Annotated in this window: 15 protein-coding genes, 1 tRNA gene and 1 riboswitch; of the genes, 14 read left to right on the top strand and 2 right to left on the bottom strand. The window is 33.2% G+C overall.

Annotated elements, in window-relative coordinates; genetic code table 11:
• Positions 1-52: 52 nt before the first annotated feature.
• From TMATH_RS08840 to TMATH_RS08830, 4 genes are all read left to right on the top strand, one after another.
• A complete protein-coding gene (locus TMATH_RS08840) occupies positions 53-559 on the top strand; it encodes a DUF6106 family protein (protein ID WP_013150690.1) in 507 nt (168 codons plus the stop codon).
• An 18-nt stretch (positions 560-577) separates the two neighbouring features.
• Positions 578-721 (top strand): hypothetical protein, encoded by a 144-nt coding sequence (locus tag TMATH_RS12225; protein WP_232192554.1) that lies wholly within the window; start codon positions 578-580, stop codon positions 719-721.
• On the top strand, positions 690-932 hold the full coding sequence (locus TMATH_RS12220; protein ID WP_332249270.1) for a nucleotidyltransferase domain-containing protein: 243 nt from the start codon (positions 690-692) through the stop codon (positions 930-932). Before TMATH_RS12225 ends, TMATH_RS12220 begins: the two co-directional genes overlap by 32 nt.
• A gap of 83 nt (positions 933-1015) precedes the next feature.
• Entirely contained in the window at positions 1016-1696 is a 681-nt protein-coding gene (locus tag TMATH_RS08830; RefSeq protein ID WP_013150689.1) for an HAD family hydrolase, read from the top strand.
• Positions 1697-1707: 11 nt separating this feature from the next.
• Here the strand turns inward: TMATH_RS08830 and TMATH_RS08825 are convergent.
• A tRNA-Arg gene (locus TMATH_RS08825) sits at positions 1708-1783 on the bottom strand.
• Between the two features lie 118 nt (positions 1784-1901).
• Here TMATH_RS08825 and TMATH_RS08820 point away from each other — a divergent pair.
• The gene (locus TMATH_RS08820; RefSeq protein WP_013150688.1) at positions 1902-2510 is read left to right on the top strand and encodes a 50S ribosomal protein L25/general stress protein Ctc; all 609 of its coding nucleotides are present in this window, start codon (positions 1902-1904) and stop codon (positions 2508-2510) included.
• Positions 2511-2540: 30 nt separating this feature from the next.
• On the opposite strand, the gene lysA is transcribed toward TMATH_RS08820, so the two are convergent.
• Positions 2541-3878 carry a diaminopimelate decarboxylase gene (lysA, locus tag TMATH_RS08815; protein ID WP_013150687.1) on the bottom strand — a complete coding sequence of 446 codons (1338 nt, stop codon included), beginning with the start codon at positions 3876-3878 and terminating at the stop codon, positions 2541-2543.
• Positions 3879-4001: 123 nt separating this feature from the next.
• Positions 4002-4191: riboswitch (Lysine riboswitch) on the bottom strand.
• A 133-nt stretch (positions 4192-4324) separates the two neighbouring features.
• Here lysA and TMATH_RS08810 point away from each other — a divergent pair.
• The 9 genes from TMATH_RS08810 to TMATH_RS08770 all read left to right on the top strand — a co-directional run bounded on the left by TMATH_RS08810 (position 4325) and on the right by TMATH_RS08770 (position 13482).
• Positions 4325-4780 carry a hypothetical protein gene (locus TMATH_RS08810; protein ID WP_013150686.1) on the top strand — a complete coding sequence of 152 codons (456 nt, stop codon included), beginning with the start codon at positions 4325-4327 and terminating at the stop codon, positions 4778-4780.
• 234 nt (positions 4781-5014) lie between these two features.
• Positions 5015-6163, top strand: coding sequence for an ABC transporter ATP-binding protein (locus TMATH_RS08805; protein WP_012995743.1), 1149 nt, complete (start codon positions 5015-5017; stop codon positions 6161-6163).
• Between the two features lie 256 nt (positions 6164-6419).
• The gene (locus tag TMATH_RS08800) at positions 6420-7469 is read left to right on the top strand and encodes a PucR family transcriptional regulator (RefSeq protein WP_013150684.1); all 1050 of its coding nucleotides are present in this window, start codon (positions 6420-6422) and stop codon (positions 7467-7469) included.
• A gap of 6 nt (positions 7470-7475) precedes the next feature.
• Positions 7476-8162 (top strand): cell division ATP-binding protein FtsE, encoded by a 687-nt coding sequence (gene ftsE, locus TMATH_RS08795; RefSeq protein WP_012995741.1) that lies wholly within the window; start codon positions 7476-7478, stop codon positions 8160-8162.
• On the top strand, positions 8146-9039 hold the full coding sequence (gene ftsX / locus TMATH_RS08790) for a permease-like cell division protein FtsX (RefSeq protein WP_049766020.1): 894 nt from the start codon (positions 8146-8148) through the stop codon (positions 9037-9039). The genes ftsE and ftsX overlap by 17 nt, the downstream gene beginning before the upstream one ends.
• A gap of 21 nt (positions 9040-9060) precedes the next feature.
• On the top strand, positions 9061-10200 hold the full coding sequence (locus TMATH_RS08785) for a murein hydrolase activator EnvC family protein (RefSeq protein ID WP_013150682.1): 1140 nt from the start codon (positions 9061-9063) through the stop codon (positions 10198-10200).
• 92 nt (positions 10201-10292) lie between these two features.
• On the top strand, positions 10293-11489 hold the full coding sequence (locus TMATH_RS08780) for a S41 family peptidase (RefSeq protein WP_013150681.1): 1197 nt from the start codon (positions 10293-10295) through the stop codon (positions 11487-11489).
• Positions 11490-11498: 9 nt separating this feature from the next.
• Positions 11499-12743 (top strand): PDZ domain-containing protein, encoded by a 1245-nt coding sequence (locus TMATH_RS08775; RefSeq protein ID WP_013150680.1) that lies wholly within the window; start codon positions 11499-11501, stop codon positions 12741-12743.
• 13 nt (positions 12744-12756) lie between these two features.
• Positions 12757-13482: a 2-phosphosulfolactate phosphatase family protein gene (locus tag TMATH_RS08770; protein ID WP_013150679.1), complete on the top strand. Its 726-nt coding sequence runs from the start codon at positions 12757-12759 to the stop codon at positions 13480-13482.
• Positions 13483-13484 lie beyond the last annotated feature (2 nt).

Here is a 13484-nt window from a genome sequence, read left to right as displayed (position 1 = left end):
AGTTGTGTAATTTTCGCATTACTGATATAATTAAAAGAGAGGTGAAAAGAAGATGGATGCATTTATAGAAAAATTAGTCAAGAGACAAAAAACTTCGAAAGATACTTTATTTAGTATTGGTGTTGTAGTAGCTGCATTAATTGTTGTGTTTGGAGTGATACCTTTAATACCAATAGTCAGAAATTTGTGGATCTTCTTTTTATTTTTGTTTGCCTATTTAGCCTATTACTTAATAAGGTCGAGAAACATTGAGTTTGAGTATTCACTTACAAATAGCGAATTGGATGTGGATAAAATAATTGACCAAAAGAAGAGAAAACATGTTATAAGCGTTGATTGCAGAGATTTCGAAGTCATGGCAAAAATTAATAGTGATAAATTTACACAGGATATAAAAACTATTAAAAATCGAATTGAAGCAGTAAGTTCTATGTCTTCTCCTGATGTATATTTTGCAGTTTTTGAAGATAAAGGGCTAAAAACTGTTTTGTTTTTTGAGCCAAATGAAAAGATGATAGAAGTGATAGCAAGGTATATACCAAGGAAGCTTTTTAGATAATATTGAGAGGTTTGGGATATGAAAGAAGAATTAAAATTCCTAGATATTAGTAGGAAAACAGGATTATATGTCACAGTATTGAAAGAAATAATAAAAGTGACATCAAAATATACAAGTGTAAAAAGCAGTTATTTTTGGTTCCAGAGGTCGGGGAGACTTTAGAAAAACGTCGGATATTGATATTTGCCTTTTTGGAGATGAAGTGACACATACAGAGGTAAATCTTTTAGAATTTGATTTAAGAGAATTAAATACTCCTCTTGAGTTTGATGTAGTAAGTTTTAAAAGTATTACGAAAGAGGAATTAAAAGAAAACATATTGAAGGATGGAGTAGAGGTATATGATAGAAAAAAGATTACTTCAGAGATTTGAAGATTTTAAAAATGCTTTTATGCGTTTAAAAGAAGCCTTTAATATCGAGATAGAGAATGAGAAATTCATAAGGAGTTGATGAAATGATTAAAGCAGTTGTTTTTGACATGGACGGCGTAATCATTGACAGCGAGCCGATACACATTAAATTAGAAAATGAATTATTCAAAAGTTTAGGGTTAGAGATAAGTGAAGAAGAACATTTGACATTTGTAGGCGCATCTTCTTATTACATGTGGAGAAAAATAAAGGAAAGATTTAATCTTCCACAAAGCGTAGAAGAACTTGTAGAGAAAGACAGGAAAATGTATTTAGATCACGTGTTGAGAACAGGTGAAATAATTCCTATAGAAGGCATAACAGAGACGGTAAAAAAACTTTTTGAAAAAAAGTATAAATTAGCTGTTGCTTCTTCCTCTCCTATAGATGTGATAAAATTAGTAGTCAAAAAGTTAGCAATTGACAATTGCTTTGAGGTTCTTGTCTCTGGAGACTATGTAGAAAATAGCAAACCGTCACCAGATATATTTTTATATACAGCAGCCAAATTAAAAGTAAAACCCTATGAATGTGTTGTAATTGAGGATTCATACAATGGAGTTCATGGTGCTAAAAAAGCAGGGATGACAGTGATAGGTTTTAAAAATCCCAACTCAGGGAATCAGGACTTATCAGAAGCAGATTTTATTGTGGATTCTTTGGGAGAAGAGTTGTTAGGAATTATAGAGGGATTAAACAATGAAAAAAATGTTGCTGAAAAGTAATAAAAAATAAATGGTGCGCCTGACAGGAATTGAACCTGCGACCTCTCGGTCCGGAGCCGAACGCTCTATCCGCTGAGCTACAGGCGCACACCTTACATATAAAAGTTTACTATGAAAAGAGTAGGCTGTCAAATGGGTTTGATAATTATTAAACCTAGTGGTAAAATAATATTTTGGAAACAATAAACAAAAGGAGGAGTGATAAATGCAGAGCGTCAGTATTGAAGCTATAAAAAGAGATATTGGGAAAAATTCAGCTCGCCGTTTAAAAAAGCAAGGTTATATTCCTGGTATTTTGTATGGTAAGGATATGACTGAAAACATTCCATTGGCAGTTGAATATAACAAATTTCAAAGGTTGCTACAACAACATGGAAGAAATGTCCTCTTCAATGTGATTGTGGATGGTTCTACTCATAATGCTGTTGTTAAAGAGATTCAAGAAGATACATTAAAAGGGAAAATAATTCATATTGATTTCCAAAGAGTATCGATGCATGAAGAAATTGAAGCCACCGTTCCGTTAAAATTTGAAGGAATAGGCCTTATTGAAAGTAAAGGTGGAATTGTACAGCATCAGCTTTGGGAGTTGACAGTGGAAAGCTTGCCTGACAAAATTCCTCAAGAAATTGTTGTGGATTTGAGCAAGTTAGAGATTGGAGATACACTTTTTGTAAAAGATATACAAGTTCCTGAGGGAGTAAAAGTTATAGATGACCCTGATGAGATTGTAGTTTCTGTATTGGCACCTAGAGAAGGTGAAGAAGAAGAGGCAGAAGAAGCTGCTGAAACAGAAAAAGAAGGTGATCAATAAAAAAGAGAGAGGGTTACTCCTCTCTCTTTTTTAATAGTTAGCGATTTTTATTTTTTTATTAGTTAGCCTTTCTGGAATTACATCATTTCTGATTAAGTCTTCATAAGTTTCTCTCGCAACAATTATATCAGCTTGACCATTATATACTAAAACTGCCGCAGGACGTGGCAACCTATTATAATTGCTGGCCATTGAATAATTGTAAGCACCTGTACAAGTTACAGCTAATATATCACCTTCTTCAATTTTAGGAAGAGTAATATCCCAAATTAACATATCACCTGATTCACAAAGCTTTCCTGCTATTGATACTTTCTCTGATTTTATATTTTTAGCTTTATTAGCTACAATAGCGTCATATTTTGCTCCATACAAAGCTGTACGTATATTATCAGACATTCCTCCATCTACTGCTACATATTTTCTAACACCTGGTATATCTTTAATTGCTCCTACTGTGTAAAGAGTGGTTCCCGCATTTCCTATTATTGAACGACCTGGCTCTACAATTATGTTTGGCATTTTTATATTTAAAGCAACGGAATATTCCTTTACTGCTTGCATTATTTCGGAGGCTATTTGTTCAATAGGCTGAGGATCGTCCTCTTCTACATATGCTATTCCAAAACCACCACCTAAATCTAGTTCCCCTACTTCCCAGCCTAAAAATTCTTTTAATAATTTTAAGAAATTCATCATAATGTCTATTTCAGCTTTATAAGATTCTGCATCAAAAATTTGAGAACCGATATGAGAATGTAGACCTACTAGATTTACATTTTCCAAGGTTAAAGCATATTCTATGGCTTTTATTGCATCTCCATTAAAAAGTGGGAAACCAAATTTTGAATCTATTTGTCCTGTTTTTACATATTGATGAGTATGGGCTTCTACCCCAGGAGATATCCTTATATAAATATTAGGAACTTTATTCATTTTTTTTGCTAAATCATTTAACATATTTAGCTCATACCAGTTATCTACAATGATTCTTCCAATATTATTTTCTAATGCCATTATAAGTTCTTCTCTTGATTTATTGTTACCGTGAAAGTATATTTTTTCGGGAGGGAACCCTGCTTTTAACGCAGTGTATAATTCTCCACCAGAGACCACATCAAGACCCAATTTTTCCTCTTCAATTATTTTACATATTGCCATTGTCATAAAAGCTTTGCTCGCGTAAATTACTTCATTTCCTGGATAATCTTTTTTAAAACCATTGTAAAATGCTCTACAATTTTGCCTTAAGAGTTCTTCGTCTATTACATAAAGCGGTGTGCCAAACTTTTTTGCAAGAGTTACCGTATCACACCCACCTATTTCCAAATGACCTTTTGAATTTATTTTCATTGTTCCATGAAACATTCTATCAACCTCATTTACTTTAATAATTTACATTATGAAACCTAATAGCAAAATAAAAGCAGCTAAGTATTACCTCAGCTGCCTATTATCCTCATAGACACGGTAATACCTCCTTCCCCCCTATAGCGAGATAGCTCTTCACTGAAGGCTCGGGAAACCTTCAGTGACAGTCCTATACCTATTCGGCATAGGCCCAGCTGCGTAAACTTTAAGGAATTTACGCGCTTCGGCGAGCATCCCTTTCATATACCTTCATCGGCCCTTAAATACCTCTGGTATACTACTCTTGATGACCCGCGCCTCTACCTCACCTTCCAAGAAGATGAGGTATTGTTATTCAATTTTTTTAATTATAATATCATTTATGAAAACAGCTGTCAATAGATTTTCAAAAAATTTTTTATTGGTAATGAAAAATTGGGCAAACTAAGTAGGAGGTGATATAAATGCCATGGATGATAACTTTCATAGTTTCATGGATTATTTTATTTTTATTAATTGATTGGAGATATATAAAATATACAGTATGGGGAGGCCTATTAGCTTTAAGCTTTCAACTTGTTGTAGATGAAATTGCAATTGCTCTAAATCTTTACGATTTTTCTAATGTTGAAATTACAATTTTGAATTCAAGTTTATTTTTTACTTTGGGAGCGCCTTTTTGCGTAGGTATTTTGTATGCACAAACTTATCCTAGAAATAATATTTTACGCCTTATAAATGTGTTTGTTTTGACAGCATTATTTTTTATAATGGAATATTCATTAATATATATAGGGGCACTAAAGTATCTTCACTGGCGCTATTTATATAGTCTAATTATAGACGTGGCAGTACTTTTAGCTTTAGGGAATCTCATCACCATTTTTAGATTATCCCCCTGGATGAGGAGGGGAAGATAGTGAAACTATATGTTTTTTTAAGTTTGATTGGCATTGATGGAATATTGGCGTTTTTGTGGTTTAATTTTTTGAATAAAATTCAAGAGATATAAGGTTAAAGAAAAAAATACCTACTATTGTAGATATATTGTACAAAAATTTGTGCTAATTATCATATTTATTGACGATGGTAAAATAAAAAAAATAGTATTATAATAAAGACAACAAACGTTTTCTGATAGGGGGAATCTAAAAATGGCTGATGTGGTACTCAAAAATGTTTACAAAGTTTATCCAGGCGGTGTTACCGCAGTTAAAGATTTTTCTCTAGAAATACAAGACAAAGAGTTTGTAGTATTGGTTGGACCTTCTGGTTGTGGTAAAACTACTACGCTGAGGATGATAGCAGGGCTTGAGGAGATATCAAGTGGGGAACTTTATATTGATGGTAAACTTGTGAATGATGTGCCACCAAAAGATAGAGATATTGCAATGGTATTCCAAAACTATGCTCTTTATCCTCATATGACAGTGTATGACAATATGGCTTTTGGTCTTAAGCTTAGAAAGGTCCCAAGGGCAGAGATTGATAAAAAAGTAAAAGAGGCAGCTCGAATTTTAGGATTGGAAGAGTATTTAAACAGGAAGCCAAAGGCTTTGTCAGGTGGACAAAGGCAGAGGGTTGCATTGGGACGTGCTATTGTCAGAAATCCAAAAGTATTCTTAATGGATGAACCTTTGTCCAACTTGGATGCAAAATTGAGAGTACAAATGAGGACCGAGTTGGCTAAACTCCATGATAGACTACAGACGACTTTCATATACGTTACGCACGACCAAACAGAAGCTATGACTATGGGTACAAGAATAGTGGTTATGAAAGATGGAGTTATTCAGCAAGTAGATAAACCTCAGACTATTTATGAGTATCCAAATAATTTATTTGTCGCTGGATTTATTGGAAGCCCTCAAATGAACTTTATTGATGCAAGATTGGAGAATAAAAATGGCAAAGTATATGCTACTTTTAAGGGATTCAGCATTTTGGTGCCAGAAGGAATTATAAAGAGATTAAAAGACCCAAGCTATGTGGGAAAAGAAATTGTGTTAGGAATAAGGCCAGAAGATTTGCATGACGAACAAGTGTTCTTAGAAGCATATCCAGAGGCTGTAGTTGAGGCAAAAGTGGAAGTTACGGAGCTGATGGGGCCAGAGACATTTTTATATTTGGACGTGAATGGTGTTTCGTTGACAGCAAGAGTAGATCCAAGAACAAGGGCAAAAGCAGGAGATGTAATCAAAATAGGATTTGACATAAATAAATTGCACATGTTTGATAAAGAAACAGAAATGACAATTTTAAATAGGACAATAAGCGAAGAGGCGGTTATTTCTGCCTTTTAGAATAAAGTCAAAGTTAAGTGTGAGTCTCGAAGTTAGTTTGGCAAAACTTTAGATACAACCAAAGACATGGCTCAGAGACAATAGCCTAGCTTGAGCATAAAGGCAGGAGACTTTTTATAGTGAAAAGTTTGAAGGCGGTTAATTCCGCCTTTTATGTTTTGTGACAAAATGCCACATAGATTTACTTTTGCCTATTATTTCTTCTAGGAAATAGTGTATAATTATTGTATACTATATAAAGTAAGGTGGTATCAAGATGATCGGTTATGACCTTATAAAAAAAGTGGCCTACGATATTCAAAAAAATATTCAAATGCCGTTATATATAATAGATAAGTCTGGAAATTTAATTTACGGCGCGAAAGATTTTTTTGAAAAAAAAGGAGGATTTTTAGAGATAAATGTAGAATATATTGATGAAAAAGAGATATATGAAGTAGGGGAATTTTTATGCTATAACATATGTTACAATGATATTCCTTTTTTTACTATCGCTTTAGAAAAAAAAGATGAACATTCAAAAAGAGTGCTTTATCTAATCTCTCTAATTTTTAAGCAATTACTCTCCAACTATGATAGAGAAGATTTTTTGATAGAGGCCTTAACGGGTAAATTAAGGCCAGATTTAGTGGCCTACTATGCTGAAAAATATAAAATAAATAAAAACGCGAGGTACACAGTAGCAATTGTCGAATCAAGTAATGAAATTGACGATGCGATAAAGATAATTAGGAATATTTTTGAAAAAGGCAGTTTATATACAGTAAAATTTGACGATAAAAGATTTGTAGTGATATTTTCTTACAAAGGGAATTCTTTGATAGAATTTTATAAAACTATGAAAGATATGATTGAATCTGAAGGCTATGTGAAAGTGAAAATAGCTAGTTCTTCTTCTTTTGTGCCGATCGCTGATATACATATTGCCTATGAGGAAGCGAAGTCAGCCTTACTTATTGGGCAAAAGTTGGAGGATGAAAAAGGAATATATATTTACGAAGATTACAGATTTGCGGAGTTATTATGGGGAATTGATATAGAAAAAGTAAATAATTTTATTAAGAAAACAAATGTTGATTTTTCTATTTTTAAAGATGAGGAATTGATACACACCTTAAATGCCTTTTTCAGAAATAGTTTAAATTTGAGTGAGACTGCCAGAGAGTTATACATTCACAGAAATACATTGGTTTACAGACTTGATAAAATTTTTAAAATGACAGGTTTAGATGCCAAAAATTTTGATGATGCTGTTCTGTTAAAAACGATTATGGTTTTGACAAAATTATACAATATTTCGGGGTGAGAAAATTTGATTAAATTTACAAATGTGTCTAAGAGATATAATAAAGATATAATTGCCCTTTCAAATATTAGTTTTGAAATTGAAAATGGAGAGTTTGTATTTATTGTTGGGCCTAGTGGTGCAGGAAAATCCACTTTAATTAAATTATTGCTGAAAGAGGAAGAACCTACATCTGGCAGTATTGTGATTAATAAAAAAGATATAACAAAACTTAAAAAGCGGGAAATACCTTATTTAAGAAGGAGCATGGGAGTAGTTTTTCAAGATTTTAGATTGCTTCCTAATAAAACAGTGTTTGAAAATGTGGCTTTTGCTATGGAAATAGTTGGGGCCCATCCCAAAGAGATAAGAAGAAAAGTCCCGATGGTATTGTCATTAGTGGGGTTAAGTGATAAAGCGAACAAGTATCCTAGGCAGCTATCTGGTGGGGAACAACAAAGGGTTTCTTTAGCAAGAGCCATTGTAAATGAGCCCTCTATTCTTATAGCAGACGAGCCTACGGGTAATCTTGATCCTGATACTTCCTGGGAAATAGTAAAACTCATCTCTGAAATTAACAAAAGAGGTACTACTGTTGTTATGGCCACCCATGCAAAAGACATAGTAGATGCCATGAAAAAAAGAGTAATAGCTCTGGAAAAAGGGAATATAGTACGAGATGAAGCAAGGGGTGTTTATGGATATGCTCTTTAGAAATTTTAAATATTTTTTAAAAGAAGGTTTTAGCAATTTAGCGAGAAATAGGCTTATGACAATAGCTTCTATAACTTCTGTAATGGCAGCAATGCTTATTTTAGGTTTGGTTGTTGTTATTATTTTAAATGTTAATAGTTTGACATATCAAGTGGAATCTCAATTAGAGCTTAAAGCGTTTTTAAAAGATAATATTTCTAAAGAACAAGTTACGCAGATAGGCAATGATATAAAATCAATAGAGGGTGTTACTTCAGTAGTTTTTGAGTCTAAAGAAGAAGCTTTACGAAAATTTAAGCAACAATTAGGAGATAAAAGCTATTTAGCAGAAGGACTAGAAAATGACAACCCTCTTCCCCAATCTTATATAATAAAAGTGAAAGATGCTAATTTGATGAAAGATATTTCAACTAAAATAAAGCAGATAAATGGAGTTGAGAAGGTAAGTTATGGGCAAGATGTTGTAGATAAGCTTCTTGGAATTATAAAGATAATAAGGATAGTGGGGCTTTCCATTATACTTATTCTCTTTATAATTTCAATTGTGATAATCTCCAACACAATAAAATTAGGAGTTTTTGCAAGAAGAAGAGAAATCAACATAATGAAGTATATTGGAGCAACTGATTGGTTTATACGTTGGCCTTTTTTGATTGAAGGTGTAATATTAGGCCTGATAGGTGCTTTATTATCAGTTATAATATTAGTTTTGGCTTATGGATATGTGCTTGATGTTATGAATAATAAATTGATAATGTTCCAGTTATTGCCATTAGAAAAAATAGTAGGGGGCATTTTACTGTATTTTTCCATGATTGGTGCAATAATCGGAGCTTTAGGAAGTGGACTTTCAATCAAAAGGTTCTTGAATGTGTAAAAAAGCAAGGGGGAAGTAGCGTTGCGAGGATATAGGTTAAAATGGTTATTCTTTGGTGCGATGTTTTTCTTTACTACACTCTTTACTTCCTATCCAAAAGCAGATCAACTTCAAGATGCTAAAAACAAATTAAATCAAATCCAAAAAACAATTACTGAGACTAAAAAGAAAAAGGAAGAGGTAATTAATCAAAAAAATGATATTGCTGCTCAAATAGCGGATTTAGATAAAAAACTTAATGTTACACAGCAAGAATTAGCAAATGTACAAAAGCGATTAGCTGATATTACTGAAAAACTTAACAAAACGCGTGAAGAATTAGAAGTCGCTAAACAAAAGGAAAATACCCAGCTTAAAACAATGAAAGAGCGTATAAGGGCTATGTACATAAGTGGAGAATTGGGATACTTAGAAGTACTTCTTGGTGCTAAAGATTTTGGAGATTTTATAACACGATTGGATGTTGTAAAACGCATAGTAGATTATGATTCTAATCTATTCGAATCCTATAAGCAACAAAGAAAACTTGTCGAACAAAAGGAAAAGGAACTAGCGCAAATGCAAATAGAAGCGCAGAATTATAAAAACCAAATAATTTCTCGACAAAGGGAATTACAACTAGCTATGGCTTCTCGGGAAGGTTTGATGAGAGATCTGGAGAGACAGCAAAAACTATATGAACAGCAGGAAGATGAGCTTTTGAAGCAGTCCAAACAACTGGAGAAAGTTATTCAACAATTACAAGCGAAGTCAAAAATCAAATATAGCGGCGGAAAATTGTTATGGCCTGTTCCTTCCAGTAGCGTTATAACATCACCTTTTGGGACGAGATATCATCCTATACTTAAACAGTATAGAACGCATACAGGTATTGATATTGCAGCACAAACAGGAGCTTCAATATTAGCTGCAGCAGATGGACAAGTCATTTTTGCGGGTTATTACGGTGGATATGGATATGCAGTAATTATAGACCACGGGGACGGAATATCCACTTTGTATGGGCACAATTCTGCTTTGCTAGTTAAAGAAGGAGATACAGTTAAAAGAGGGCAAGTTATAGCAAAGGCAGGAAGCACAGGTTTAAGTACAGGACCTCATTTGCACTTTGAGGTGCGTAAAAATGGTGTTCCAGTAAACCCAATGGACTGGTTAAAATAGCCAGTCTGTTTTTTTTATTTCGTGAATGTTGTATAATAAAGAAGAACCTTCATATATATAAATTTTAAGAGACTAAAAAAGGTGGGAATATTATGACTAAAAAAAGATTTTATATTTTATTAGCAGCACTTTTAATAGTCACAAATGTTATAACTTTTGTATTAGCAAATGCAATATCAGTGGTCCTTCCTAATGGTAAAGTTATTGTTTCTCGTGAGGAATACCGGTTGATAAAAAAATATAATAAGCTTTTTGATATTGAGAAAATTCTCAAAAATAGGTATGTTGATAAAGTTGACTTTTCAGCTCTTTTAGAAGGTGCTATAAAGGGAATGGCTAACTCTTTAGAGGACCCTTATACTGTATATATGAATAAAAAAGAATTTTCTGAGTTTATGACTCAAACAACAGGTACTTATGGGGGAATAGGGATAGTTGTAGCAGTTGATAAAGATGACCATATTGTGGTGGTTTCCCCAATAAAAAATACCCCTGGAGAGAAAGCAGGGATAAAATCCGGGGATATAATAATTGAGGTGAACAATAAAAAAGTAAGTGGTAAAAATTTAGATGAAGCAGTAGCTTTGATGAGGGGACCAGAGGGAACAAAGGTTACCCTTACTATAATGAGAGAAGGAAAAACTTTTACTAAGACAATAACAAGAGAGATAATAAAATTAGAAACAGTATATGATGAAATGCTTCCTAATAAGATTGGATATATTAAGATTACAATGTTTGACCAAAACACGGCAAAAGATTTTAAAGCAGCTCTTGATAGATTAAAGTCTCAGGGCATGAGAGGACTTATATTAGATTTAAGAGATAATCCTGGTGGACTTTTAGAGGAAACTATAGATATTTCTAATTTAATTTTGCCAAAAGGGGTTGTTGTGACAACCAAAGGGAGAGTAGACAGTAAAGAATATTATTCTAAAGGACCAGGTCTGGGATTGCCACTTGCTGTGCTTGTAAATAAAGGCAGTGCTAGTGCTTCAGAAATTTTAGCAGGTGCAATAAAAGATAGAAAAGTGGGAGTTTTAGTAGGAACCACTACTTTTGGAAAAGGCCTTGTACAAACTATTGTTGACTTTGGTGATGGTACAGGATTAAAATATACTATTGCAAGGTATTATACGCCAAATGGCACAAATATTCAAGGCAAAGGAATTGAGCCAAACTATGTAGTGGAGCTTCCTGAAAATTACACTCTTCAAGATACTCCTGACTTAAAAGGAGATATTCAGCTTATAAAAGCTTTTGAAATTGTAAAAAGTGAGATAAAGTAGGGTGTTAAAATGATAGCTTTTATTAAAGTTTTTTGGTGGGCAATAGAGACGATAGCTTTATCAGTTTTTAATCCCTTTTTCTGGATAGTGATAATTCTGATAGTAATGCAGTATAGAAACAAAATAGCCATAGAAAGAGAAATTATGGGACAAGAACAAGAACCGATGAAAGAATTGGTTCTTGACTCTGTCTTTTATGGTGTAATTGCTGCAATAATTGGGAGCTTTCTCATGATATTTTTAGGAATAACAATAGAAAATATAGGGCTTCAGTATGTATGGCCTTTGGCCATAGTATTGATGCTTGTCAATCCTAGATATATTTGTTTTTCTTACGCAGGAGGAATAGTTTCTTTATTCAGCTTGTTTTTTGGATTTCCTAATATAAATGTTCCTGCCCTTATGTCCATTGTAGGTGTTCTTCATTTGATGGAAAGCCTTTTAATATATATAGATGGTCCAAGGAATACTACTCCTATCTTTGTAAGGCTTAAGGATGGGCGAGTAGCAGGAGGCTTTACTATGCAAAAGTTTTGGCCTATTCCTTTTGCTGCATTAACTATTGTAACTGGAACTACAATCACAGGGCAGGTTATAAGCATGCCAGATTGGTGGCCCATTATAAAACCATCTGGAATTAATTTAAATAATGTAATTTTTTTGATGATGCCAGCAATTGCGGCTTTGGGGTACGGAGATTTAGCTTTAAGTCAATTTCCAGAGAAAAAAACTCGAATCTCTTCCCTGCGTTTATTTGGATTTAGTGTAGTTTTAATTGCATTAGCAGTGTTGGGAATTTATATTAAATCTTTCCAATATTTAGCAGCCGTTTTTGCACCAGCTGTTCACGAGCTTTTGATATTAATTGGACAAAAGGAGGAAAAGGAAAATCCACCTCTTTTTGTTGCGCCGGATAAAGGAGTGATGATTTTAGCGACAGCCAAAGGTTCTCCTGCTAGAGAAATAGGGATTAAGCCGGGAGATGTAATATTAAAAATTAATGACGTTACTATTGAGGAGCCGGATGATATAATACGAGTACTTAATGAAAGACCTTCTGTTATGTGGATTACTGTGAAGGATTTAAATGGCAATTATATTAACTATGAATATAAAGATCCCCAAGGAATTTTGGGATTGGGAATTTTAATAGTGCCAAAGGCAACTTCTATGATTTATGAAATTAATGAGGAAGGAATATTTATTAAAAAATTAAAAGAAATAATCAAGAACATCTTTAAGAGAAATAAATAAGGAGGAAAGGTGAGTGTTTTTACAAACCTTTGAGACTTATAATTCTTTTAATGAAAGAGAGTTAAAAAATAAAAACGTGGTTGTAATAGATACCCTACGAGCTACAAGTGTTATTACTACTGCTCTGTATAACGGAGCTAAAGAGATTATTCCAGTTTCGGAAGTAGAAGAAGCGATGGAACTTGTAAAAAATTTAGATAAAACGGCTTATCTTTTGGGCGGGGAAAGGAACTCCATGAAGATTGAAGGCTTTGATTTATCTAATTCTCCTCTGGAGTATACTCGTGAAAAGGTAGAAAATAAAACAATAATTTTCACTACTACCAATGGGACAAAAGCTTTAAAAAAAGTTTCTTTAGCAGATAATGTAATTTTAGGATGCCTTTTAAATGCTTCTGCTATTGCTAAGTATATACACAACAATAATAAAGATACAATAATTGTATGTGCTGGTACAGAAGGAAAATTTTCTTTTGATGATATAATAACTGCCGGAGTCATATATAAAAAGCTGCAAGATTTAATGGATTTTAAAAGTGATGATTTGTCAAAAGCCAGCTATTTTTTGTATAAACCCTATGAAGATAACTTGTATGAAATAATGAAACATGGCTATCACTTAAAGAGATTAGAAGAATTAGGATATAAAGAAGACATAGAATTTTGTTTAACAGTTGATAAGTTTGATATTGTACCAAAACTCAAGGATGGAGTCATAAGAAATTCAGCCGACCTGTAAAG

Source organism: Thermoanaerobacter mathranii subsp. mathranii str. A3 (genome assembly GCF_000092965.1).
GTDB lineage: Bacteria > Bacillota > Thermoanaerobacteria > Thermoanaerobacterales > Thermoanaerobacteraceae > Thermoanaerobacter > Thermoanaerobacter thermocopriae.
Note: the sequence above shows the minus strand (reverse complement) of the source record. Positions and strands in the feature narration are given on the sequence as shown.

Excerpts from the sequence above, each read along its gene's own strand:
- TMATH_RS08840 (WP_013150690.1), top strand. The coding sequence starts at position 53 with ATGGATGCATTTATAGAAAAATTAGTCAAGAGACAAAAAACTTCGAAA.
- TMATH_RS12225 (WP_232192554.1), top strand. The coding sequence starts at position 578 with ATGAAAGAAGAATTAAAATTCCTAGATATTAGTAGGAAAACAGGATTA.
- TMATH_RS08830 (WP_013150689.1), top strand. The coding sequence starts at position 1,016 with ATGATTAAAGCAGTTGTTTTTGACATGGACGGCGTAATCATTGACAGC.
- TMATH_RS08820 (WP_013150688.1), top strand. The coding sequence starts at position 1,902 with ATGCAGAGCGTCAGTATTGAAGCTATAAAAAGAGATATTGGGAAAAAT.
- lysA (WP_013150687.1), bottom strand. The coding sequence starts at position 3,878 with ATGTTTCATGGAACAATGAAAATAAATTCAAAAGGTCATTTGGAAATA.
- TMATH_RS08810 (WP_013150686.1), top strand. The coding sequence starts at position 4,325 with ATGCCATGGATGATAACTTTCATAGTTTCATGGATTATTTTATTTTTA.
- TMATH_RS08805 (WP_012995743.1), top strand. The coding sequence starts at position 5,015 with ATGGCTGATGTGGTACTCAAAAATGTTTACAAAGTTTATCCAGGCGGT.
- TMATH_RS08800 (WP_013150684.1), top strand. The coding sequence starts at position 6,420 with ATGATCGGTTATGACCTTATAAAAAAAGTGGCCTACGATATTCAAAAA.
- ftsX (WP_049766020.1), top strand. The coding sequence starts at position 8,146 with ATGGATATGCTCTTTAGAAATTTTAAATATTTTTTAAAAGAAGGTTTT.
- TMATH_RS08780 (WP_013150681.1), top strand. The coding sequence starts at position 10,293 with ATGACTAAAAAAAGATTTTATATTTTATTAGCAGCACTTTTAATAGTC.
- TMATH_RS08775 (WP_013150680.1), top strand. The coding sequence starts at position 11,499 with ATGATAGCTTTTATTAAAGTTTTTTGGTGGGCAATAGAGACGATAGCT.